Origin of the sequence: Xenorhabdus anantnagensis, from assembly GCF_028598555.1 — a bacterium.
Taxonomy (GTDB): domain Bacteria; phylum Pseudomonadota; class Gammaproteobacteria; order Enterobacterales; family Enterobacteriaceae; genus Xenorhabdus; species Xenorhabdus anantnagensis.
In genome coordinates, this window is the sequence record NZ_JAQRFN010000001.1 from 263,442 (window position 1) to 286,825 (window position 23,384).

Sequence of the window (23,384 nt, forward strand, 5' to 3'; positions counted from 1 at the left end):
GAGATTGACCTGCATGACTCTAATTAAACCACCAAGCCTGAAACTGTCTACATTGAGTATCGTCATCCTCGCGAGTTTATCTTCTGCGAATGCAGCAACAGTACATTCAATAGAGCATGCCGAAAAAGATAAAACATCCAAAGATACTTTGACTGTATATGCCACTGGCAACCAGCGTGACAGTTTTGAAACCCCCATGATGGTTACAGTCATTGAAGGCAATTCAGCTAGCAATCAGGTTGCAGGCAATGCGAATGATTTACTGCGTAACATCCCGGGTATCAATATCTCTGGCACTGATCGTGCCAATGGACAAGACATCAGTATGCGAGGGTACTCCCAAAAAGGTGTATTGACTCTCGTTGATGGCATTCGACAAGGAACCGATACAGGGCATATTAATGGTGTATTCCTCGATCCTGCTCTAATCAAACAGGTTGAAGTCGTTCGTGGCCCATCAGCGCTGTTATATGGTAGTGGTGCTTTGGGTGGTGTTATTGCCTATCAAACAGTAGATGCTGCTGATTTATTGGAAGAAGGTAAAAATAGCGGATTTCGCGTCTTTAGCCGTGCAGGAAGCAGTGACCATAGTTTGGGCTTTGGAGGAACTGCATTTGGTAAAACAGAGCAGTTTGATGGTTTAGTTGCATTTGGCACTCGTGATGTGGGTAATCTCCGTTATGGGAATGGCGTAAAAGACCAGAATGACGAAACCATTGGTAATCTATTGGCAAAAGGCTCTTGGCAGATCAATGACAGCCAAAAGCTTAGCGGCAATCTGCGTTATTACCGTAATGAAGCTCATGAACCTAAAAACCCACAGACTCTAAGCAACGCTAGAAATCCACAGATAGATCGCACCACAGCACAGCGTGATGCTCAACTGTCTTATCAATTAAACCCTGAAAAATATAGCTGGTTAAACACCAGAGCGGATATTTATTATTCCGATATAAATATTAATAACAAAAGTAAAGACAAAGGTTTTGAAGGCCGTAAACAAGAAACTTATGGTATAAAACTTGAAAACCGCTCTCATCTCGGAACCACTGCCTTTGCTGCACATCAATTTACTTATGGTGGCGAAGTCTACAAACAAAAACAAAAGCCAAGTAGCAGTATTGTAGAAGGATTTCCTAACGCAGATATCCGCTTTGCATCTGGTTGGGTACAAGACGAAATGACTCTGCGTGATTTGCCTGTCTCGTTTATAGCGGGTACACGTTACGACAATTACAAAGCCTCAAATAGCAAATATGACGATATCAAGGCCGACAAATGGTCATCAAAAGGTGCTATTAGTATTACCCCTACAGATTGGTCAATGTTATTTGCTTCCTATTCACAGGCATTTCGCGCCCCAAGCATGGGCGAGATCTATAACGATTCCCGACATTACCCTGGAAACTACTGGAAACCCAATCCAAACCTACGCCCTGAAAGCAATGAAACTCAGGAATATGGTTTCGGGTTACGTTTCGATGATGTATTAACCAACAATGATGGTCTGAAATTTAAAGCCAGTTACTTTGATACTAAGGCAAAAAATTACATCACATTTATCATGGGGAAAAGTTTCACACAATCAATCAATATTCCAAAATCCAAGATATGGGGTTGGGATGTTTCCATGACGTATGATTCTGATTGGTTCTCCTGGAATCTCGCTTATAACCGAACAACTGGCAAAAACGAAGAAACTGGAGCATCTATAGGAGCCATCAGCCCTGACACCCTAACCAGCACTTTGGACATTCCATTGTCTGCAACAGGTTTTTCCATTGGATGGATTGGTAAATTCACCAAGCATACCCAGTTCAAGGGAGTGTATGGCACTAATAAAGATGAGTATGGGCTGAAAATTGCTCAATACGCGGGTTATGGCATCAATGACTTCTACGTCAGTTATCACGGTGATGAAACATTAAAAGGGTTAACTACCTCCGTTGTACTGGGTAACGCTTTTGATAAAGCCCATTACTCATCGCAAGGAGCGCCACAGAGTGGTCGTAATGCTAAATTGTTTGTCAGTTACCAGTGGTAAACAACAAACAGACCATTACTTTGGTTCTAAGACAACGTGATTTTTAAGATAAAGTTATTTTTAAGACAAAGTTATTTTTAAACACCGTTTTTTAAGGAGTTAGCAACAGTGAATCAGTCACTTTATGAACGTTATCAACAAGCCAAATCAGAAAACAAAGCTAAATACGCACGCGATCTGGCTGCTTACCTTAATGTCAGCGAAGGAGAGTTATTGCATAGCCGTGTCGGTATTGATGCCAAACGTTTGAATATTGATGCTCCTACCCTGCTTCAGGAACTGGCGGCAGTTGGTGAAACCAAGGCGATTACCCGTAATGACTTCGCCGTCCATGAGCATGTTGGATGCTACGAAAATACTAAATTCAGCCCGCATGTAGGTTTGATCCTCAATCCTCGTGAGCTTGATTTGCGCTTGTTCTTCGACCACTGGAACAGCATTTTCTCTTTGGTTGAGCCAGCCAAGAATGGTATGCGTCACAGCATTCAATTTTTTGATCGCCAAGGCGATGCGTTGCATAAAGTTTATACCACCAATAATACCGACATGGCTGCATGGGATGCCCTGATCGAAAAATATCAGATCAGTGAAAACCCAGCGCTGGAGATTCAGCCAGAAGAAGTGCCTGAACATACAGAAGTCACCGAACAACTGAAAGCACAGCTAGATGAAGAGTGGCGTGCAATGACTGACGTTCATCAATTCTTCATTATGATGAAACGCCACAACCTTAACCGTCAGCAGATTTTCAATGCAGTTAAAGACGATTTAGCTTATCGTGTGGATAATTCAGCACTGACTCAACTTGTTGAAACAGCTCATAAAGATCAAAACGAAATCATGATCTTTGTTGGGAACCGTGGCTGTGTTCAGATTTTTACGGGTAAATTGGAACGCCTGATGCCTTATCAGGAAGAAAATTCTGCTCAGAAATGGCTTAACATTTTCAACCACAATTTCACTCTGCACCTGATTGAAAGTGCCATCGCAGAAAGCTGGGTGACCCGCAAACCAACAGACTGTGGCTTCGTTACCAGCCTTGAGTTGTTTGATGCCAATGGCAATCAAATCGCCCAGTTGTTCGGCCAACGCACTGAAGGCACTCCTGAACAAACTCAATGGCGTGAACAAATTGCCACTTTGCCTAAACTGCAACCAGAACAGGAAACTTGTGTAGCATGAAAAAATGGCTTCTAACATTTATGCTTGCCATCTCTTTCAATGCGTTCTCTGCTGAACGCATTGTTACAATTGGTGGCGATGTGTCTGAAATTGTTTTTGCACTTGGCGAAGGGCAGCATGTTGTCGCAAGGGACAGTACCAGCCAAAATCCCAAAGCATTACTCTCTCTACCCGATATCGGGTATATGAGAGTTCTGAATTCAGAAGGGATTTTATCCATGCGCCCATCACTGGTGATCGCAAGTGAATCTGCTCAACCTTCTCTGGCACTCAAGCAAGTCGAAGATTCCGGTGTAAAAGTCATTAAAGTGACCAGCGAAACCTCGTTAGAAGCCGTTCCTGAAAAAATCATGACCGTCGCCAAGGCGGTCAATCAGGAAAAACGTGGTGAAGCATTGATTACCCAATATCGGCAACAGCTGGCTGATGTTGCTACGTCAGATATTCCCGCTAAAGTTGTTTTTGTCATGAGCCACGGAGGCATCATGCCAATGGCAGCAGGGCAGCAAACAGCAGCAGATCAAATTATCCGTTCCATTGGTGCAAAAAATGCCATGCAGGGCTTCAAAGGATATCGTCCTTTATCCCAAGAAGGTGTTATTGCCAGCAAGCCAGACTTACTACTGGTCAGCACCGAAGGGGTAAAAACTTTGGGTGGTATGGATAAAGTTTGGCAACTTCCTGGATTGAACTTCACACCAGCAGGAAAGAAAAAACAGGTCGTTGTTGTTGATGAAATGGGTCTACTTGGATTTAGTCTGCAAACCCCTGCTGTGATGAAACAAGTCCGTGATGCTGCGGAGAAAGTGCAATGAGTCGTTCTCAATCCCCCAGTCTTGGTTTGATCATGCTAGGTTTGTTGCTGTTTTTTCTAGCAATTAGCTCAGCAAATATGGGGGCATTGCCACTTTCCTTTAAGACACTGTGGGAATCCTCTTTGGATGACCCACAGTGGCAGATTTGGTTGAATATTCGGTTGCCACGTATTTTGCTGGCGATCCTCGTTGGAGGTGCACTGGCTATATCTGGTGCCGTAATGCAAGGGTTATTCCGTAATCCTCTGGCTGATCCCGGGTTATTAGGGATCAGCAGTGGTGCGGCACTTACCGTCGCAATGGTTATTGTTCTGCCTTTCGCCCTACCTGCCAGCATTGCGTTATACGGACATATTATTGCAGCCTTTGTCGGCAGTTTATTGGTATCATCCCTGATATTCATTCTTAACAAATATAATCATGGCAATCTGTCAAAGCTACTGCTTGCAGGCATTGCCATCAACGCATTATGTATGTCATTTATTGGCGTATTAAGTTACATCAGTAACGACCAACAATTACGCCAGTTTTCCATTTGGATGATGGGTTCACTCAGTCAAATAGAGTGGCCAACTCTGGCTATTGCTGCATCACTTATTATTCCTGTTTGTATGCTGGCATTCAGCCAGTCACGGAAGCTCAATTTGTTGCAACTGGGAGATGAAGAAGCGCACTATTTAGGCATTAATGTCCAACGCACCAAATATCAATTATTGCTGTTGAGTGCCTTATTGGTCGGATGTGCAGTCGCTTTAACCGGTGTCATTGGTTTCATTGGGTTAGTTATCCCACATCTTGCCCGACTAAGGTTTGGGGGAGACCATACTTGGTTGCTACCGATATCAGTTCTGGGCGGCGCATGTCTTTTATTAACAACTGACACATTAGCCAGAACGTTAGTTTCTCCTGCGGAAATGCCAGTAGGTCTTATCACTGGTTTGATCGGCGCCCCTTATTTTTTATGGCTCATTCTTAAACCATCAGGAAGCCGTTTATAATGAAACCGATCATGTCAGTTAATTTACTTGAAGCCCAAAATTTAAATTATTTCATTGGGCAGCGTCAGATAATCAAAGATGTTTCTCTTTCTATTCATCAAGGGGAAGTTGTAGCAATTATTGGTCCAAATGGGGCGGGAAAATCAACATTATTGCGTCTGTTAACTGGCTATATTCCACCCAGTTCAGGAAACTGTTTATTAAAAGGTATTCCTATTTCCCGCTGGCCAACTCAACAACTGGCTCGCATTCGTGCAGTAATGAGGCAATATAGTTCCCTATCTTTCCCTTTTAGTGTAGAGGAAGTCATCGCCATGGGGCGTGTTCCCCATGAAAATGTACACAAGAGAACCGCCATTGATGAAGCTATTGCATTAACAGAATGTGAAGAACTGAGAAACAGGAATTATCAGCAGTTATCTGGGGGGGAGCAACAACGAGTTCAATTGGCAAGAGTTTTGGCTCAACTTTGGCATCCTGAACCTACTGAATCTTGTCTATTTTTGGATGAACCCACTTCAGCACTGGATCTTTATCACCAGCAACATACATTGCGATTGGTTCATCGCCTAACACGACAACAGCCTATTGCTGTCTGCTGTGTATTGCATGATTTGAATCTCGCAGCCCTTTATGCCGATAAAATCATTCTATTGCACAAAGGGCGATTAGTTGCATCCGGCACTCCACAAGATGTATTGCGTGACGACATTCTTAAACAATGGTACCAAGCTGATTTAGGTGTTACGCAACATCCTGAAACTAACCAGCCACAAATCTATCTCCGGCAATAAAGACTACGGTTTATCCCCCTTCTTTAATGCCCTATTTCGCTGGTAATAATTTGAAATCTCTTTAGTAGATAGCGATAAGGTAAAAATAAACCCTATGTAACAGTTATTAACCGGAAACAGCACATTTTGCGTATACGATAAAAAAGAAATTCTTAAAATGGCTTACACAATAACGTAACTATTTATTTATCTGTATATTTTTAGCAAAAGCCCACCTATGTGGGAGGTAAACATGTTAGAAAATATTATCAACGATATTGTCAGATGGTTAGAAAGCCAGCTTCAACAGACTGAAGGCATCAAAATAGATGCTATAGCCCATAAAAGTGGTTATTCAAAATGGCATTTACAACGTATTTTTAAGGAGTTGAAAGGCTGTACATTAGGTCAATATGTGCGCCGACGCCGTCTCCATGAGGCAGCCAGATCTTTGCGTGAAGACAATTTGCCGATTCTTGATATTGCTCTTCAATACGGTTTTAGTTCTCAAGCTACATTCACTCGAATATTTAAAAAGCATTTTAATACCACACCAGCTAAATTCAGGGAAAATGGGCAATTGCCTGAATTCAAGGCATTCTTATATTGTGAGGGATAGACCCCTTGAGAAATAAGCTTCATGAGAAATAAATCCCAAAAAAACCGATACTGCAAAGAATAAATAACCCACTCTATAGTTCGGAACCGCATTTATAATAAGTATCACCCTTTATGGTCAACTTCTCTATCGTTGACCATTTTTTTGCATTTTATCGAAAACTCTTCAATTATTTCAGCTCATTCACTAGCCAGTGGTTAAACTGCTGCAATTCTGCATCCAAAGAAGGATATTGTTCACTGATTTGCTGAACCATTTTCCCAACCGTTTCTGGCTGATACTGCACTCCGATTAATTTTTCAGACAACACTTCAAGCGGAGCAGGTTCCAAACTGTCAGTAAACACTTGGCAACGGCTAATCACACCATGTTCAATATCAACATGCAACTCAACACCACCCCAACGAAATCGTGTATCCAGTACATGACTAAATGCAGGAGCCTGACCAAAGTTCCATTCCCAACTGCTCTGTTTAGCAAAAATATCACTAAAACCGGGTAAATCAGGCAAAGCCTGTGGTGAAATAACTTCTGCTTTGGCTGCCTCACCGAAGTATTCAAAAAATGCGTCTATAATCCCCTTACAAACTGTTTCATGTGTGATATCTGGCAATAACTCAGTCAAGTTCGTTACTCTGGAGCGAACTGAAGTGATACCTTTCGCCTGTAATTTTTTAGGGTCTGGATTAAGATAATCAGCAAGTCGATTTAAGTTTGCATTAATCAACAAGGTTCCGTGATGAAAGCCTCTATCATTAGTTTCCTTATATGCAGAGCCAGAGATTTTACGTTCCCCTTCAGGAGAAGACAAAACCAAATCATTGCGACCAGAAGCTGTTGCATGAATTCCTGATTTTTTCAAACCTTCCAGAATGATTTGTGTGGAAATAGTTTTGTTGTATTCAGGTTTACCTGCCATAAAAGTAAAACACGTATTGCCCAAATCATGGAAAACCGCGCCACCCCCACTGCTACGCCGAGCCAGTTTAATTCCATCTTGATCCATTTTTCGAGTGTTACACTCTTTCCATGGATTCTGCGCGCGTCCCACCACAACAGTATTATCATTGCGCCATAAAAACAAAACGCGCTGATTTGGGGCCATCTGTCGAAAAATACACTCTTCAACAGCAAGGTTAAACCAGGGATCATAAGAATCTGAAAGCAACAGACGTAATGAGGACATTTTTGACTCCGGCAGAAAAACAGAGCCTTAACATATCATAAAGCACTGCCGGAATAATGAGATGAAAATGAAGTCACATTCTACGGGCTTGCCAAAAAACACGACGCCAATACACATTATCAAGAGAAGAACGTATTACGCCTTTACTTGTGGATGCGTGAATGAATTCATTATTAGTATCATAAATACCCACATGCAACCCACTTTTTCCACTACCCGTTTTGAAAAAAACAAGATCCCCTGGCATCAGGTCATCTTTGCTGATCCGTGAGCCCAACTTGGTTTGTTCACTTGTTGTCCGGGGAAGCTGGATATTAAAGCGGTCATAAAAAGTCCGGTAAACAAAGCCAGAACAATCAACACCATGTCTATCCATGCCACCGTAGCGATATGGCGTATTATGCCATTGGTCTAGTTGATCTTTTAACTGAGCGATAACCATTATCGGATCAGAGAGAGCTGCCTTCAACGGAGGCGAATCAGACTTAGTTACAGGGTTAGTGCAACCCATGAGAAAGAAACTAAATAATAAGCATAAATGCCCTATTCTTATTACCATCCGTTTTCCCTCAATCACCATTATACCCTTCATCTTTCAAGTTGCCTCTTTGTTGGCTGCGCTCACTCACCATTCACCCCAGTCACCGTTGTTACGAACATAAAGTTATCTATGCTCCCGGAGATTCGTTCCCTTGCCACCACGACGCACCTTGAAACCATTGGGTATAGAAACGATAAACTTTATCGAGCAAGAAATAAAAAAACAAGCACCTCTTCTGAAGCTTTCCATTAATAATATGGCGCTTTTATTTATCAATCTTTATAAACATAATCAATGAAATTGCTTTGTTTCCGGTCTGCTAATTAACCAAACGCCCAATAAGATGAAAAAAATGCCCAATGTCTTTAATAGTGAGATGGTTTCATTAAACCAAGGCAATAAAACCGCCATTAAATAAACAAAAACATAACTCAGGCTGATAATAGGATACGCTTTATTCAATGGCAGGTATTTCAACGCGAAAAACCAACATAACATGGATAGCATATAACCCACCAATCCGGCCATAATCAACAATAAAGGATTATGATTTGTCCAAAGCCAGTCCATATCCAGCCAATGCGTTGACAACGAAAGTTCTGGCAGGTGGGTAACTCCCCATTTCAATAACAATTGAGCCACAGTGACCAACAAGGCACTCGCCACACCCCAAAAGTAACCCTTCATTGGCTCAAACTCATCAATAAAATCCCGAACATAATTGCTAAAACCCCCATCCAGTGCTTTAGCCCCACTTTTTCCTGATACAAAAATTGCCCAATCAAAGTCACTATTACAAAATTTATACTAAGCATAGGGTAAGCAATACTCAGTGGCAAAAATTGCAATAATCGCAACCAAAATATCATCCCTATACTCAATAAAAGAATAGCGCTAAGCAGCCATATCGCCATAAATACCCCTTTATAAGGGGTATCTTTTTTCTGCCAACAAGTCACTGCCTGTTTCTGGCATAATTGTCCCGCGCAGGTTAGTAAACTGACCAAAATCAATAAGATTATATTGCTGCTCATGGCTGTTTCTTATAAATCACAAGCGCGAATCTATGGCTACGACGCACAAAATCCGGCTCTGGTAATTCAGGCAATTCACTTTTTGAAGATAAGAGAAAAACAATAGCAACTTGACCTTCTTTGCGTGTTTTCGCTAACCATGTCGGAAATCCTTCCGCTGTGATATATCGATATTGGCTATCAGGATAATCAAGTCCATATTTTAATTCCCCTTGACGATCATACATGTAAATATCACTGCGTTTTAATTCCCACGCAATCGACGCACCAACTCCAACAGATTGAGTCAAAATATATTTACTGTCCGCTAACTCTTTTTTATTTTGCTGAATGAAATACTGGGGAAGCTTGGAATTTATCGTCTTGTCCGGCAATGCACTACCTATAGATAAGCTGATCATAATTGAACAAGCAGCAGCCCATAGCCAATATTTACCATTGCGAATGAAACATAGATAACCAATCCCCCCCCAAACACCAAAGGCAATAATTCCCATCATCCATTTCAACGATTCATCAGGCTGATAAGTTGAAGAAATCTTTAAGGTTTTCGTAGCAAAAAGTACCAAAATAGCAAGCAATCCGATGAAGACATTCACCAGTCCATTTATTCTCAACGCTTTCATCTTGCCATTTTTGATACAATCGACACTATATTTTGCCATCATCAGTGCTAAAGGGCCGATGAAGGGCAAGATATAAGTTGGCAGTTTTCCTTTTGCAATACTGAAAAAGACAAATGGAACAACAAACCAACAAAACAGGAAAAACATTTCCGGATTACTTTTTCTCTCTTTCCAACTTTTGATTAAAGCACCAGGCAGTAAGCCTAACCACGGGATCACCCCTAAAATCAATATCGGTAAGTAATACCAAATAGGTGCAATGTGCTGAGCTTCCTCAGAAGCAAAACGCTGTATATGTTCTACCCAAAAGAAATAGTGCCAGTAATCCGGTTCACGCAGAGCAATCGCAATTACCCACGGTAGGCTAATCAAAATAGCGGAAACCACAGCAAGAGGCCCAAAACGAACCATTTCCCAAAAGCGTTTCTGGTATATCGTAATGGGTATCATGGCAATCACGGGTAGCGCCAATGCCAGAAATCCTTTTGTCATAAAAGCCATACCACAGGCTAACCCCAAAACAATCCATGCCAGGCTCCGTTCTCGGTTCGTAGCCGCCTTAAGCGCCCAATAACAGCTCACAATCCCCGCTGTCACCCACAAAGAAAACATCGGGTCAAGAACACTATAAGTACCAATGGACAAAACAATGAACATGGAAATGTAAATCAGGCTGGAAACAAAAGCAGTCTGGCGACATTTCCACATCATCATTGCCAAACGATAGAGAAGAAATGCGCTGATTAGAATACTGAACACGGAGCCAAAACGAACAGCAAAATTATTATGACCAAAAATCCATTGGCTGATGTTGTTGATCCAATATCCTGCTACTGGTTTTTCGAAATAACGAACATCCAGAAAGTAAGGTACTATCCAATCCCCATGTTGCAGCATTTCTCGGCTAATTTCAGCATACCGAGTTTCATCCGGCTGCCATAATAAACGACTATTTAGAGGCAATAAGTAAGTAAGAATAAAAAAAAGAGCCATCAAAACGGCTCCTGCTTTACTCGTCCGAATGTTCAACATATTTGTCTTATACCTCTTGTTGGCAACCTAACCAGCCTTCACGACCAAAAAAATTCGAACGAACAATTTTTCCAATAGGAAGCGAATCTCTGTTTGCTGGTAACAAATGACTTAATTTGCAGAATTGAATTTCCTGTTGGTAAAGCATGTTCAACAATGTTTGAAACTGTAAAGACTTCGACATGCCTTCGACTTCGGTATGAATCGTATAAACTGGCACACCATGATCATTTTTAATGGCATCAAGGATAAAGTGATTAAAATTTGCATCGCTGACTAATGTTCCAACAACTTCATCATAGGTAGGTAATGTGACAGGGATTTGTACAGTTCCTACACTTCCATCGGGCAAAAGTGGCCTGAATGGATGTGTACCCCGACAATCACTGTTGTAATCGAAACCAAAACGTTGTTTAACAGCCAGCACACGTTCATCTGCTCGCCACCCTGCAACAGCGGAACATGTAACGGTTTTCCCTATTGCCTTTTCTAGTGCATCAACTCCCAATCTTACTTGTTCAGCTAATTCACTCTCCGACCAACGTTCTACTTTTGCCTGCCAACCTTGATGATCCCATGCATGCAAACCAATTTCATGACCTGCATCCACTGTTTGCTTCATCAAATGCGCCAGATCTTTCGCGATTTTTTTCCCCGGCCAAGCTGTACCAGCCAGCAAAATATCCAGGCCATAGAGAGAGGCTGCATTTGATCTCAGCATCTTCCAAAGAAATTTAGGGCGCAACAGGCGCCATAAATGACGCCCCATGTTGTCTGGACCAACACTGAAGAAAAAGCTGGCTTGAATATGGTGCTTTTGTAAAATTTCAAGCAACCGGGGTACACCTTCCTTAGTGCCTTGATAAGTATCCACATCAATCCTTAAACCAACTTTCTTCATGAAGTTATCTCTCTTCCTAAATCTTCACTTGATTTTTAGTTTTTCTCTTTGGATTCTTCAACTGCTCCACGAAGAAAGAAATCCAATGTTTCGTCAATGGTTTGCTTCATATCAATGGTGGGTTTCCAACCTATCAGACGCTCTGCATTTTTAATGCTGGGTTTACGGTGTTCAACATCCTGATAACCTTGCCCATAATAGCTGCTGCTTTCGATCTTTTTGAATCCAGCAAATGGAGGAAAATGCCCTCGCAACTCGTGTTTCTCAAAGCTATCCAACAGCATTTCAGCCAGTTGACAAATGCTCGCTTCATTTGTTGGATTACCGATATTAATTATTTGACTGTCACATAACCCATTCTGGTTTTCAATGATTCTGAACAGTGCTTCAATACCATCATTAATATCAGTGAAACAACGTTTTTGCTCACCACCATCGACCAACTTAATCGGAGAACCTTCCACCAAGTTCAAAATCAATTGGGTAATAGCCCTTGAACTACCAATACGCGCTGAATTCAAGCTATCCAGCCTCGGTCCCATCCAGTTAAATGGACGGAATAAGGTAAATTTCAAACCTTCTTTTGCGCCATATGCCCAAATGACTCGATCAAGTAATTGTTTCGAGACAGAATAGATCCAACGCTGTTTATTTATAGGCCCGACAATCAGACGCGAAGTGTCTTCATCAAACTCTTTGTCATCACACATACCGTAAACTTCAGATGTCGATGGGAAAATAATCCGTTTATTGTATTTAGCACAATAACGAACAATTTTAAGATTTTCTTCAAAATCTAACTCAAAGACTCGCAAAGGATTACGGGTATATTCAATCGGAGTCGCGATTGCCACTAATGGAAGGATGACATCGCATTTTTTGATGTGATATTCAATCCATTCAGTGTGAATGCTGACATCTCCCTCAATGAAGTGAAAACGAGGATTACCAAGGAATCGTTCAATGGCAGAAGAACCAATATCCATCCCGTAAATGTCATAATTGCCATCACGCAACAGCCGTTCAGTCAGGTGATTACCGATAAACCCATTGACTCCCAAAATGAGCACGCGTTTGCGACGACTGACTTGAGTTGTTGCCTTCGAACCAACATAACCTCCAGCCACAATGCCCACTTCAAGCGCTAATCGGTTACCTTGAACATAAAGCCCTAATTCACTTTGTCCGCTAATAATTTCCAACGCACCAACACCACAAGCAATAACAAATGGGTCAGTAGAAATTACGGTTCCAGGACGTTTTTCATGGGCATGATTAAGTGGTCGTGAACGCCAAATTGTAATTTTACGTTCGCCCAGAAAAGTAAATGCGCCCGGGTAGGGTTCTGTTACTGCCCTTACCAAGTTATTAATCTCTTTGGCAGGCTTATTCCATACTATTTCACCATCGTTTGCGGTGCGGCGGCCAAAATAAGTTGCCTGACTTTCGTCCTGTGGAATTGATGGATAATGATCTGATTTTATTTGAGGCAGAATATCATTCAATAATTCAACTGTTGCTTCGCGTATTTTTCCATGTACTACCAGAGAAGTATCATTTTCATCAATCTGTACAGACTGTTGCGCGATAATATCTCCCGCATCCGCCCTCTCCAGCATTTTATGTAATGTTACACCTGTTTCGGTCTCTCCATTGAGTATTGCCCAGTTAACTGGAGCACGACCTCGGTATTTCGGCAACAAGGAGCCATGAAGATTAAATGCACCTTTTTTAGCCAGTGATAAAATTTCCTGACTGAGTATGTTGCGATAATAAAAAGAGAAGATGACATCCGGCTTCATTTCGCGAATGCGCTCAACCCAAAGTGGATGATTGACATTTTCTGGCGCAAATACTGGTAAGCTCAAATCAGCACCGACGCGCGCAACAGAAGAAAAAAAGTGATTTTCATTCGGATCATCAGTGTGAGTAAATACAGCCTGAATATCAAAGCCAGCTTTTACTAAAGCACTGAGTCCAACACAACCAATATCGTGATAGGCAAAAATAACTGCTTTCATTAGCTTTCTTCCTGATTATCATTGGTCTTTGTAACTCCGACCACTTTTTGAATAAAATAACGTGGGCGAGCACGAACATCGTTATATATCCGACCAATGTATTCACCCAATAATCCCATTGCGACGAACTGTGCCCCGATGAACATGAAAAGAATAGCAAATAGGGTAAACACGCCTTCCGCAGCCCACATTGAGCCAAATATAAAACGTAAAGCAATCAATAACACCGCTAACAGAAAACCCATTATGGCAATGATGCTTCCCACTACACTCAATAACCGCAATGGTGCAGTTGTTAAGCACGTCAAAAGGTCATACATCAGGTTAATCAAGTTCATAAAGCTGTACTTGGAATCCCCAAATTCACGCTCTGCATGGGCGACTTCAATTTCTACCGTTTTGCGTGCAAAAGTGTTGGCAAGAATGGGGATAAACGTACTGCGCTCATGGCATTGAAGCATTGCCTGCACGATGTGACGTCGATAAGCGCGTAACATGCAACCGTAATCCCCCATCGAACGCCCCGTCGCCTTGGTTATCATTGCATTGATCATCTTGGAAGCGGTTTTACGGAACCAAGAATCCTGACGATTAGCCCGACGAGTCCCCACAACGTCATATCCCTCTTCTGCCGTTTTCACTAAATGGGGAATTTCTTCTGGCGGGTTTTGCAAATCAGCATCAAGCGTAATAATCAGATCACCATCAGCTTGATGGAAACCTGCCATAATTGCTGAATGTTGCCCATAATTACGATTAAGCAAGATCGCAATCACATGATTTTCCGGAGATTCAGCCGCTTGCGTTAAAATTTCAGCAGAGCTGTCACGACTGCCATCATCGACCAAGATTAATTCGTATTTCTGTTCTAATTTTTGGCACACTGCAAGAGTTCTTTCCAATAACTGGGGCAAACTTTCTTCTTCGTTGTAAACAGGAATAACGACTGAAACTTTTTTGATCTTCTCAAATGTCACTTACTTATGCTCCGCAAGAATTTTAGTTATCGCATTTACGACACGATCCACATCATCATTGTTCATATCTGGGAAAAGCGGTAATGAACAAAGTGTTGACGAATTCCACTCAGACATTGGCAGAGAAAGTTGTGGATAACGCTCACGATAATATTTCTGTGTGTGTGCAGCCCTAAAATGCAGCCCGGTACCAATATTTCTATCTTTTAGACATGCCATGAAAGTATCGCGGTCAATACCACAAATATTTTTATCAACACGTACCATAAAAAGATGATGGGAATGCAAATGCTCATATTCGGGAACTTTCAGCATTTGCAAAGATGAACCAACAAGAGCAGCAGAGTACCGAGCAACCAACTCCCGACGACGTTCATTCATTGATGCCAGTTTGCCTAGTTGCACAACCGCCATTGCCGCATGAATATCTGATAGATTGTATTTAAAACCTGGCTCAATAACTTCTGCTTGGGGTTTTCTTCCCTGAATTTGTCTATCAAACGCGTCAACAGCTAACCCATGAAATTTTAAACAACGGACCCTTTGGGCAAGTTCATCATCATCTGTAACAAACATGCCGCCTTCGGCACAGGTCATATTTTTGATCGCATGGAAAGAAAAGATTGCTGTCCCCCGTTCTCCGATCCATTCATTTTTATAGCGGGTGCCGACAGCATGGGCCGCATCTTCAATCAGGGGAATATTGGCTTCTTGGGCAACAACGCGAAGAGCGTCAAGATCACAAGGCGCTCCCGCATAATGGACAGGAATAATGGCTTTGGTCTTTGGTGTAATCGCTTGTTTGATTATTTCTGCGCTGACCATCAATGTGTCACGGTCAACATCAACCATGACAGGTTCAGCACCCAATAAGCAAATCATATTGATAGTGGAAACCCAAGTTTGGGAAGGTGTAATAACTTCATCACCTGGGCCTATGTCTAATGCTAACAAAGCCAAATGCATTCCCGCAGTAGCGGAACTCAGAGCAATAGCATGCTTGCATCCAAATATCAGAGAAAAATTTTGCTCTAACTGATGGTTTTGTGGGCCTGTAGTAATCCAACCTGAGTGTAAAACTTTCTCGATCGCTTCTATCTCTTCACTGCCAATCGCAGGACGAGAAAATGGCAAAAAACTATCCATAACCGCCTTATGCCTTGTATATCCCAAATCGTATTTTAGTTAGCCAATTCTAACTGATTATTTTTTAACAAAACATCAACAAAAAACAACTTTGGACCAACTAAGCACCAAAAGCAAATAGCAGGCAATGATTATGGCGGATTTCACTTGTGTAAATTATGCGTGGTTGACCCTCCATAATTTATAGCTGGCATTTTTGATATGTCCAATATTTGCTTCAAAAATCTCTGATAAATTTCGTTCTGTCATTACATTCTGTGGTATACCTGATGCCAACAATTTTCCATGCGAAAGCAGCCATACTTCTGTAGCCTGTTCATACGTGTGATCAAGGTCATGGCTACTCAATATTACCGTTCCCCCCAATGTGCAAAACCTTTTAATGAGCTTATCTAAAATCGCTTTCTGGGTGATATCAAGATTATTGGTTGGCTCATCGAGTAAGAGTAAATTCCCATCGGGATTCAGATCCGGCCATATTTGCAAAAAAGTGCCTGCTAACCTGACACGCTGCCACTCTCCACCGGAAAGTTGACCAATTAATGAAGAAAGCAATGGAAGGAGTTTCATTTGCTGGCAAAGTTCATGCAACACATTTTCACTTTGGGCCAATGGAGCGGATTCAGGGCGGAACATGTCTAAATACTGGAAAACCGGCATAACAGGAACAGAAGCAGATTGAGAGAGCCACGCACGACGCTTTGCCAACTCATGCTGGCGGTAATCCTGTAAATTCCTACCATTCAAACGAATATTGCCGCTATAAGATAACATTCCTGCAATCGCTGAAAGCAATGTGCTCTTCCCTGAACCATTTAACCCAACCAAATGAATTTGTTTTCCTCCCTTAACAGATTCAGACAATGAGCTTAATCTGTTGTCGACAGTAATATTGTCCAGTTCCAAAATCGGCTGACCGATCATATTATTATCCTTATTTTCCTGTCCACATTAACAAGCAGAATGGTATTTCTTAATAGTGGCGTGTTCTTAATAAAAGCCATATAAAAATGGGTGAACCTAAGGTTACAGTGACGACCCCGATAGGTACTTCTGCATGAGATAATGACAGGCGGGAAACTAAATCGGCCAACAATAAACCACTGCTTCCGGCCAATGCACTGGCCGGAAGCAATGCTTTATGATCAGTCAAGCCAATCAATCTTAAGATATGAGGAATAACCAAACCGATAAAACTGATTGCTCCCGCGAGAGCAACACTCAAACCAACTAATAACCCAATCACCAAGACAAATAAATTACGCCATTTATGGTGAGATATCCCCAGTTGCCGGGCCTGTAACTCCCCAAGAGAGAGATAATTCAAAATATTGCCTTTGCTGCTTAACCATAAAATGGCGGGAATCAATGCAATAACCAACCACTTTTGGCGCCAATCAATGCCACTGAAACTTCCCATCATCCAATACATCAATTGCCGGAGATCTAAACTTGTACTGAAATAAACCATCCATGTCATCAAGGCACCAAAGATCACGCCAAAAGCAACGCCAATCAATAACAGACGAGTATTGGTCACTTGGTGTTTTCTGGAAAATCCCAACAAAATAGCGGTCATGAAAAGTGCCCCAAATACCGCCCCAACACTTAATAACCACAATGGAGCTATGCCATGAAAGACGAGTATTAAACATACCACTACAACACCAGCACCATTACTGATCCCAAGCAACCCCGGCTCCGCCAACGGATTCTCAAACAAAGCCTGCATAATTGCCCCTGATAGGGCCAAACTCGCACCAACCACTATCACTGCAATCGCCCTGGGTAGCCTCAACTGCCAAATGAACAACTGGGCAGGTTCCGATAACCATTGATCAGGCCAAAACCAAATTTCACCTGCACATAATGACAAAATGAATAGAGTAACAAGTAAAACAGACAAAATAGCCATCACTTGATGGTTACGTTTTTTCTGATAAGTGATCAACTCATAAACTGAGCGCATGTGATGTGAGGCCATTTAGAAAATATGTACCCTTCCCATTGAGCGCAATGAGATATAAAAGATAAGAAAAAGGCCGCAAATGCGACCTTTTTATGTATTTATTCTTTGGGTAACGCTTTTTCCACCCGGTTTTTTAGCTTTTGACCAGGACGAAAAGTGACAACACGGCGAGCCGTAATCGGAATATCTTCGCCCGTTTTGGGATTACGGCCTGGGCGTTGATTTTTGTCCCTCAAATCAAAGTTTCCAAAACCAGATAACTTTACTTGCTCCCCATTCTCTAAAGAACGACGCACTTCTTCAAAGAATATTTCTACCAGATCTTTAGCGTCACGTTTGCTAATACCCAGTTTCTCAAATAGATTTTCAGACATTTCAGCTTTAGTAAGCGCCATAAGTTCAGTTCCTCAAGGATGCTTGGAATCGCTGTGCTAATGCAGCTACGCTTTGTTTGCTAATACTCAGTTTCTCAAATAGATTTTCAGACATTTCAGCTTCAATAAGCACCATAAGTTCAATCCCTCAAGGATGCTTGGAATCGCTGTGCCAATGCAGCTACACATTTATTGATGGCCGCTGAAATTTCTTCTTCTTCTAGTGTACGTGATGTATCTTGCAAGATTAAGCTTATTGCAAGGCTCTTGTAGCCTTCTGCAACCCCTTTACCACAATACACGTCAAATAAGTTTATGCCAACTATTTGATTTACGCCAACTTTCTTACATTCAGCCAGAATATCTTCTGCAGCTACATTTTCAGGCACAACTATGGCTATATCACGGCGGTTAGATGGAAAGCGAGAAACTTCCTTCATCTCAGGAATCATGCGATCTACCAGACTGCCCCATAATAACTCGAATACTACGGTACGACTATTTAAATCAAGTTTACGCTCCAATTCTGGATGAACAACACCAATATAACCAATGTAACTATTTTCCAGATAAATCCCAGCACTTTGTCCAGGATGCAAAGCAGGATGTTCTTCTGCTTTGAAGGAAATTGCAGATAGTTTACCAGTCATTTCTAAAACAGATTCTAAATCGCCCTTCAAATCAAAGAAATCAACTGATTGTTTTTCAATCGACCAGTGCTCTTCGAAACGGTTTCCTGCAATAACACCACCGAGCATCAATTCCTGACGAACCCCATGTTCCGCCTTGTCATCTGGCACAAAACGCAATCCTGTTTCAAATAAGCGAACGCGATTTTGCTGACGGTTTTGGTTATAGGCAACAGTGCTTAGTAACCCTGTCAGTAAAGACAAGCGCATCGCAGACATATCCGCCGAAATCGGATTAGGCAGGATTAACGCTTTTTCCTGTGGGTGAAGATGTTGCTGAACCTTAGGATCAACGAAACTATAAGTAATCGCTTCTTGATAGCCCCTGTCCACCAACATTGTTTTAACCCGCTTCAGTGGCAAATCAGCTTCACGATGTGAAGTCATAATCAAATCTGCACGCACTGGCACATCAGGGATGTTGTTATAACCGTAAATACGGGCAACCTCTTCAACCAGATCTTCTTCGATCTGCATATCAAAACGCCAGCTAGGCGCAACAGCTTGCCAGCTATCATTCTGGACAGTTACTTGGCAACCCAGACGCGTAAGAATATCTGTTACCTGTTCATCAGCAATATGATGACCAATCAAGCGATCCAATTTATTGCGATTAAGAGTAATCGTTGCTGGTTTTGGTAAATGAGATTCGCTAGTAACATCAATGACTTCCCCTGCTTCTCCACCGCAGATGTCGATCAACAACTGAGTGGCATATTCCATCGCTTTATGTTGAAGCTGCGGGTCAACACCACGTTCAAAACGATGAGAAGCATCGGTATGCAAACCATAACGACGAGCACGGCCGGTAATTGCCAACGGTGCGAAAAACGCACTTTCCAGCATAATATGCTGAGTTTCCGTGTTAACACCAGAATGCTCCCCACCGAAAATCCCTGCCATAGCAACTGGTTGCTTTTCATCAGAAATAACAAGTGTTTCAGCAGAAAGTTCTATTTCATTGCCATCTAGCAGAGTAAGTTTTTCATCTTGCTCAGCCAAGCGAACAATAATTGAACCATTCAAACGCTCCAAATCGAACGCATGCAATGGCTGACCTAATTCAAGCAAGACATAGTTGGTGATATCAACAATCGGATCAATGGAACGAATGCCACCACGACGCAATTTTTCACGCATCCACAATGGAGTGGTCGCCTTGACGTTCACATTCTTAATCACACGCCCTAAATAACGTGGGCAGGCTTCAGGAGCATCAACGCGGATAGGGAATGTCGCATCTGTAGTTGGTTCAACCGCTTCTATTTTCGGCTCTGCTATGGACAATTTATTGATGACCGCAACGTCACGGGCAACACCCATGATGCTCAGGCAATCAGCACGGTTTGGTGTAATGCTGATTTCAATCGCGTTATCATCCAATTTCATGTAATCACGCAGATCAACACCAATCGGAGCATCTGCCGGCAGTTCAATGATGCCATCCTGATCGTCAGCAATGCCTAGTTCTGAAAATGAACACAGCATTCCTTCTGACGGCTCTCCACGCAATTTAGCTGGCTTAATTTTAAAGTCACCCGGTAGCACAGCTCCGATAGTAGCGACAGCAACACGAAGCCCTTGTCGACAATTTGGTGCTCCACAAACAATATCCAACAGACGTTCGCCACCGACATTAACTTTTGTAACACGCAACTTATCTGCGTTTGGGTGTTGTCCACACTCAACAACTTCACCAACAAATACACCGTGGAATTGACCTGCCACTTTTTCAACACCATCAACTTCCAAACCAGCCATGGTGATTTGATCAGACAATGCTTCACTACTAATGGCTGGGTTTGCCCACTCGCGTAACCAGAGTTCACTGAATTTCATGAGATATACCCGCCTTATTTAAATTGTTTGAGAAAACGCAAATCATTTTCGAAGAATGCACGCAAATCTGCAACACCATAACGGAGCATGGTTAAACGCTCCATTCCCATGCCAAAAGCAAAACCAGAATAGACTTCAGGATCAATTCCAACATTGCGCAATACGTTAGGATGCACCATGCCGCAACCCAATACTTCCAACCATTTGCCATTTTTACCCATCACATCAACTTCTGCGGAAGGCTCTGTAAATGGAAAATAAGAAGGACGGAAACGTACCTGCATATCTTCTTCAAAGAAGTTATTCAAAAAGTCATGCAATGTACCTTTCAGATTGGTAAAGCTGATATTTTTATCAACGATCAATCCTTCTACTTGATGGAACATTGGAGTATGTGTCTGATCGTAATCATTGCGATATACACGCCCCGGCGCAATGATACGGATTGGTGGCTGACGCTCTTTCATGGTGCGAATCTGTACTCCAGAAGTCTGGGTACGCAGCAAACGCGTCGCATCAAACCAGAAAGTATCGTGATCAGCACGCGCTGGATGATGTGCGGGAATGTTCAGAGCATCAAAGTTATGATAGTCATCTTCGATTTCTGGGCCTGATTCAACAGAAAAACCTAGTTCGCCAAAGAAAGTCTCAATACGTTCAATCGTGCGGGTAACCGGATGTAAGCCGCCATTTTCCATACGACGGCCAGGCAATGAAACATCAATTTTTTCTGCAACCAAGCGCTCATTCAAAATAGCAGCTTCCAGCATAGCCTTATGCGCATTCAATACTTCTTGAACTTCTTGTTTCGCCTGATTAATAACAGCCCCTGCCGCTGGACGCTCCTCGGCTGGTAAATCACGCAGCGATGACATCTGGAGCGTTAAATGGCCTTTTTTTCCCAGGTATTCAACTCGTACCAGATCCAACGCGGCAACATCCTGGGCCTCTTCTACGGCTGCTTTTGCCTTTGCAACCAGCTCAGTAAGATGTGACATCGCTTTCCTCTTCCTTTGGCCAGATGGCCCATTAGTTGTTAAACTTTGTCCTCACATTATCAATTAATGAGGCCATAAAAATAAAAAAGCCTCCACACTGGAGGCTCAAGCGCTATTTTTCGTTTCTTTTCTTACGCGCAAAGCCCCCTGATTTCAGGCGCTAAAGTAAAAAAAGAAACGAAAAATAGCTAACTTCATCATTTTATTCTTTCTCCTGTATCCTTTTTGCACTCACCAATTGTGATTAAATCACAATATTATCTAGTCACATATACTATCTGATCACATATATTTTCTAATCATCTGATCACATACATTTTCCGAGCAATAGTAAGCCACATTTTGGAAAAAAGTAAAAGAGGGAGCAAGCTCCCTCTTTTAACCTGACTTATGCCAGAGCGCCCTTCGCTTTTTCAACCAAAGCAGCAAACGCTACTTTGTCGAATACAGCGATGTCAGCCAGAATCTTACGATCGATTTCAATCGAAGCCTTTTTCAGGCCGTTGATGAAACGGCTGTAAGACATACCGTTCTGACGTGCAGCAGCGTTGATACGTGCAATCCACAGTTGACGGAATTGACGTTTACGCTGACGGCGGTCACGGTAAGCGTACTGACCAGCTTTGATAACAGCCTGGAAAGCAACACGATAAACGCGCGAACGGGCACCGTAGTAACCTTTCGCTTGTTTCAAAATTTTCTTGTGACGTGCACGGGCAATAACACCACGTTTTACGCGAGCCATATACTTCTCCTATCGTCTCTAAATTCTAATCTAAAAAATTTGCTTATGCGTATGGCAGACAAGCAACAACCAGGCCCAGATCACCTTTGGAGACCATACCTTTCGGACGTAAATGACGTTTACGCTTAGTTGATTTTTTAGTCAGAATGTGACGAAGGTTAGCGTGCTTACGCTTGAAACCGCCGCTTGCGGTTTTTTTGAAGCGTTTAGCTGCGCCGCGTACTGTTTTAATCTTTGGCATTTTAATTTCCACTTCGCATTGTTAATTACAACGAACTAGTGAGGCGAATAAACTCCAACCAAAATTAGCTGGAGTCTATTACTTGTTTGCCTGACTATTTCTTCTTAGGAGCGAGCACCATGATCATCTGGCGGCCTTCAACCTTCGATGGGAAGGATTCGACCACAGCCAGTTCACTCAGATCGTCACGAATACGGTTAAGCATTTCGATACCAATCTGCTGATGCGCCATTTCACGCCCACGGAAACGCAGGGTGATTTTAGCTTTATCGCCATCTTCCAGAAAACGAATCAGGTTGCGTAGTTTGACCTGATAGTCGCCTTCATCTGTACCAGGACGGAATTTAATTTCCTTAACCTGAATAACCTTTTGTTTCTTTTTCTGTTCTTTGACTGACTTACTCTTCTCATAGAGGAACTTGCCGTAATCCATAATACGACAAACCGGCGGTTCGGCATTTGGGCTGATTTCAACTAAATCAACACCAGCTTCCTCAGCTTTCTCAAGAGCTTCTCTCAGACTGACAATACCAATCTGCTCGCCATCTAATCCAGTTAAACGAACTTCAGAGGCGCGAATCTCTTCATTAATGCGATTTGGGCGCGCCGGTTGAATTCTTTTTCCGCCTTTAAT

General features: G+C 42.3%; 24 protein-coding genes and 1 other annotated feature. Of the genes, 6 read left to right on the top strand and 18 right to left on the bottom strand.

Going from position 1 to position 23,384, the window contains the following annotated elements:
- The first annotated feature begins 13 nt into the window (after positions 1-13).
- The 6 genes from PSI14_RS00960 (at position 14) to PSI14_RS00985 (ending at position 6,431) form a co-directional block, all read left to right on the top strand.
- Positions 14-2,044, top strand: coding sequence for a TonB-dependent hemoglobin/transferrin/lactoferrin family receptor (locus tag PSI14_RS00960; protein ID WP_273573974.1), 2,031 nt, complete (start codon positions 14-16; stop codon positions 2,042-2,044).
- Between the two features lie 108 nt (positions 2,045-2,152).
- Entirely contained in the window at positions 2,153-3,226 is a 1,074-nt protein-coding gene (locus PSI14_RS00965; protein ID WP_273573975.1) for a hemin-degrading factor, read from the top strand.
- Entirely contained in the window at positions 3,223-4,041 is an 819-nt protein-coding gene (locus PSI14_RS00970; RefSeq protein ID WP_273573976.1) for a heme/hemin ABC transporter substrate-binding protein, read from the top strand. The genes PSI14_RS00965 and PSI14_RS00970 overlap by 4 nt, the downstream gene beginning before the upstream one ends.
- On the top strand, positions 4,038-5,039 hold the full coding sequence (locus tag PSI14_RS00975; protein ID WP_273573977.1) for a FecCD family ABC transporter permease: 1,002 nt from the start codon (positions 4,038-4,040) through the stop codon (positions 5,037-5,039). The genes PSI14_RS00970 and PSI14_RS00975 overlap by 4 nt, the downstream gene beginning before the upstream one ends.
- On the top strand, positions 5,039-5,833 hold the full coding sequence (locus PSI14_RS00980; RefSeq protein ID WP_273573978.1) for a heme ABC transporter ATP-binding protein: 795 nt from the start codon (positions 5,039-5,041) through the stop codon (positions 5,831-5,833). Before PSI14_RS00975 ends, PSI14_RS00980 begins: the two co-directional genes overlap by 1 nt.
- A 232-nt stretch (positions 5,834-6,065) precedes the next feature.
- Positions 6,066-6,431, top strand: coding sequence for a helix-turn-helix domain-containing protein (locus tag PSI14_RS00985; protein ID WP_273573979.1), 366 nt, complete (start codon positions 6,066-6,068; stop codon positions 6,429-6,431).
- A 169-nt stretch (positions 6,432-6,600) separates the two neighbouring features.
- Here the strand turns inward: PSI14_RS00985 and lplA are convergent, their stop codons facing one another.
- The 18 genes from lplA to infC all read right to left on the bottom strand — a co-directional run bounded on the left by lplA (position 6,601) and on the right by infC (position 23,384).
- Entirely contained in the window at positions 6,601-7,617 is a 1,017-nt protein-coding gene (gene lplA, locus PSI14_RS00990; protein ID WP_273573980.1) for a lipoate--protein ligase, read from the bottom strand.
- Between the two features lie 73 nt (positions 7,618-7,690).
- Positions 7,691-8,176 carry a C40 family peptidase gene (locus PSI14_RS00995; RefSeq protein WP_370688801.1) on the bottom strand — a complete coding sequence of 162 codons (486 nt, stop codon included), beginning with the start codon at positions 8,174-8,176 and terminating at the stop codon, positions 7,691-7,693.
- A 273-nt stretch (positions 8,177-8,449) separates the two neighbouring features.
- Complete coding sequence (arnF, locus tag PSI14_RS01000; RefSeq protein ID WP_273573981.1) at positions 8,450-8,845, bottom strand: 4-amino-4-deoxy-L-arabinose-phosphoundecaprenol flippase subunit ArnF; 396 nt, start codon at positions 8,843-8,845, stop codon at positions 8,450-8,452.
- The gene (gene arnE / locus PSI14_RS01005; protein ID WP_273573982.1) at positions 8,842-9,192 is read right to left on the bottom strand and encodes a 4-amino-4-deoxy-L-arabinose-phosphoundecaprenol flippase subunit ArnE; all 351 of its coding nucleotides are present in this window, start codon (positions 9,190-9,192) and stop codon (positions 8,842-8,844) included. The genes arnF and arnE overlap by 4 nt, the downstream gene beginning before the upstream one ends.
- The gene (arnT, locus tag PSI14_RS01010; RefSeq protein WP_306309167.1) at positions 9,189-10,850 is read right to left on the bottom strand and encodes a lipid IV(A) 4-amino-4-deoxy-L-arabinosyltransferase; all 1,662 of its coding nucleotides are present in this window, start codon (positions 10,848-10,850) and stop codon (positions 9,189-9,191) included. The genes arnE and arnT overlap by 4 nt, the downstream gene beginning before the upstream one ends.
- Positions 10,851-10,857: 7 nt before the next feature.
- Entirely contained in the window at positions 10,858-11,751 is an 894-nt protein-coding gene (gene arnD, locus PSI14_RS01015) for a 4-deoxy-4-formamido-L-arabinose-phosphoundecaprenol deformylase (protein WP_273573983.1), read from the bottom strand.
- 35 nt (positions 11,752-11,786) lie between these two features.
- Positions 11,787-13,772 carry a bifunctional UDP-4-amino-4-deoxy-L-arabinose formyltransferase/UDP-glucuronic acid oxidase ArnA gene (gene arnA, locus PSI14_RS01020; protein ID WP_273573984.1) on the bottom strand — a complete coding sequence of 662 codons (1,986 nt, stop codon included), beginning with the start codon at positions 13,770-13,772 and terminating at the stop codon, positions 11,787-11,789.
- Positions 13,772-14,749, bottom strand: a complete 978-nt coding sequence (gene arnC / locus PSI14_RS01025; protein ID WP_273573985.1) for an undecaprenyl-phosphate 4-deoxy-4-formamido-L-arabinose transferase — start codon at positions 14,747-14,749, stop codon at positions 13,772-13,774. The genes arnA and arnC overlap by 1 nt, the downstream gene beginning before the upstream one ends.
- Positions 14,750-15,895 carry a UDP-4-amino-4-deoxy-L-arabinose aminotransferase gene (gene arnB, locus PSI14_RS01030; protein WP_273573986.1) on the bottom strand — a complete coding sequence of 382 codons (1,146 nt, stop codon included), beginning with the start codon at positions 15,893-15,895 and terminating at the stop codon, positions 14,750-14,752. It abuts the gene before it with no gap.
- Positions 15,896-16,051: 156 nt separating this feature from the next.
- Entirely contained in the window at positions 16,052-16,819 is a 768-nt protein-coding gene (gene btuD / locus PSI14_RS01035) for a vitamin B12 ABC transporter ATP-binding protein BtuD (RefSeq protein WP_273573987.1), read from the bottom strand.
- A 49-nt stretch (positions 16,820-16,868) separates the two neighbouring features.
- The gene (btuC, locus tag PSI14_RS01040) at positions 16,869-17,879 is read right to left on the bottom strand and encodes a vitamin B12 ABC transporter permease BtuC (protein ID WP_273573988.1); all 1,011 of its coding nucleotides are present in this window, start codon (positions 17,877-17,879) and stop codon (positions 16,869-16,871) included.
- Positions 17,880-17,962: 83 nt separating this feature from the next.
- Positions 17,963-18,259 (bottom strand): integration host factor subunit alpha, encoded by a 297-nt coding sequence (gene ihfA / locus PSI14_RS01045; RefSeq protein WP_010847339.1) that lies wholly within the window; start codon positions 18,257-18,259, stop codon positions 17,963-17,965.
- A 119-nt stretch (positions 18,260-18,378) separates the two neighbouring features.
- Positions 18,379-20,766 carry a phenylalanine--tRNA ligase subunit beta gene (gene pheT, locus PSI14_RS01050; RefSeq protein WP_273573989.1) on the bottom strand — a complete coding sequence of 796 codons (2,388 nt, stop codon included), beginning with the start codon at positions 20,764-20,766 and terminating at the stop codon, positions 18,379-18,381.
- Between the two features lie 14 nt (positions 20,767-20,780).
- Positions 20,781-21,764, bottom strand: coding sequence for a phenylalanine--tRNA ligase subunit alpha (pheS, locus tag PSI14_RS01055; RefSeq protein WP_273573990.1), 984 nt, complete (start codon positions 21,762-21,764; stop codon positions 20,781-20,783).
- 79 nt (positions 21,765-21,843) lie between these two features.
- Positions 21,844-21,968 (bottom strand) — a sequence feature (Phe leader region).
- Positions 21,918-21,962 (bottom strand): pheST operon leader peptide PheM, encoded by a 45-nt coding sequence (gene pheM / locus PSI14_RS01060; protein ID WP_273574098.1) that lies wholly within the window; start codon positions 21,960-21,962, stop codon positions 21,918-21,920. It overlaps the preceding feature by 45 nt.
- Positions 21,969-22,152: 184 nt before the next feature.
- Entirely contained in the window at positions 22,153-22,509 is a 357-nt protein-coding gene (rplT, locus tag PSI14_RS01065; protein WP_010847342.1) for a 50S ribosomal protein L20, read from the bottom strand.
- 43 nt (positions 22,510-22,552) lie between these two features.
- Positions 22,553-22,750, bottom strand: a complete 198-nt coding sequence (rpmI, locus tag PSI14_RS01070; protein WP_006118955.1) for a 50S ribosomal protein L35 — start codon at positions 22,748-22,750, stop codon at positions 22,553-22,555.
- Positions 22,751-22,844: 94 nt separating this feature from the next.
- The gene (gene infC / locus PSI14_RS01075; protein ID WP_071827254.1) at positions 22,845-23,384 is read right to left on the bottom strand and encodes a translation initiation factor IF-3; all 540 of its coding nucleotides are present in this window, start codon (positions 23,382-23,384) and stop codon (positions 22,845-22,847) included.

Coding starts and splice junctions, on each gene's coding strand:
- PSI14_RS00970 (WP_273573976.1), top strand. CDS start 3,223: ATGAAAAAATGGCTTCTAACATTTATGCTTGCCATCTCTTTCAATGCG.
- PSI14_RS00980 (WP_273573978.1), top strand. CDS start 5,039: ATGAAACCGATCATGTCAGTTAATTTACTTGAAGCCCAAAATTTAAAT.
- arnB (WP_273573986.1), bottom strand. CDS start 15,895: ATGGATAGTTTTTTGCCATTTTCTCGTCCTGCGATTGGCAGTGAAGAG.
- PSI14_RS00985 (WP_273573979.1), top strand. CDS start 6,066: ATGTTAGAAAATATTATCAACGATATTGTCAGATGGTTAGAAAGCCAG.
- ihfA (WP_010847339.1), bottom strand. CDS start 18,259: ATGGCGCTTACTAAAGCTGAAATGTCTGAAAATCTATTTGAGAAACTG.
- arnT (WP_306309167.1), bottom strand. CDS start 10,850: ATGTTGAACATTCGGACGAGTAAAGCAGGAGCCGTTTTGATGGCTCTT.
- PSI14_RS00975 (WP_273573977.1), top strand. CDS start 4,038: ATGAGTCGTTCTCAATCCCCCAGTCTTGGTTTGATCATGCTAGGTTTG.
- rpmI (WP_006118955.1), bottom strand. CDS start 22,750: ATGCCAAAGATTAAAACAGTACGCGGCGCAGCTAAACGCTTCAAAAAA.
- PSI14_RS00960 (WP_273573974.1), top strand. CDS start 14: ATGACTCTAATTAAACCACCAAGCCTGAAACTGTCTACATTGAGTATC.
- arnF (WP_273573981.1), bottom strand. CDS start 8,845: ATGAAGGGTTACTTTTGGGGTGTGGCGAGTGCCTTGTTGGTCACTGTG.
- arnE (WP_273573982.1), bottom strand. CDS start 9,192: ATGAGCAGCAATATAATCTTATTGATTTTGGTCAGTTTACTAACCTGC.
- arnA (WP_273573984.1), bottom strand. CDS start 13,772: ATGAAAGCAGTTATTTTTGCCTATCACGATATTGGTTGTGTTGGACTC.
- lplA (WP_273573980.1), bottom strand. CDS start 7,617: ATGTCCTCATTACGTCTGTTGCTTTCAGATTCTTATGATCCCTGGTTT.
- pheS (WP_273573990.1), bottom strand. CDS start 21,764: ATGTCACATCTTACTGAGCTGGTTGCAAAGGCAAAAGCAGCCGTAGAA.
- PSI14_RS00995 (WP_370688801.1), bottom strand. CDS start 8,176: ATGGTAATAAGAATAGGGCATTTATGCTTATTATTTAGTTTCTTTCTC.
- rplT (WP_010847342.1), bottom strand. CDS start 22,509: ATGGCTCGCGTAAAACGTGGTGTTATTGCCCGTGCACGTCACAAGAAA.
- arnD (WP_273573983.1), bottom strand. CDS start 11,751: ATGAAGAAAGTTGGTTTAAGGATTGATGTGGATACTTATCAAGGCACT.
- btuD (WP_273573987.1), bottom strand. CDS start 16,819: ATGATCGGTCAGCCGATTTTGGAACTGGACAATATTACTGTCGACAAC.
- pheT (WP_273573989.1), bottom strand. CDS start 20,766: ATGAAATTCAGTGAACTCTGGTTACGCGAGTGGGCAAACCCAGCCATT.
- btuC (WP_273573988.1), bottom strand. CDS start 17,879: ATGGCCTCACATCACATGCGCTCAGTTTATGAGTTGATCACTTATCAG.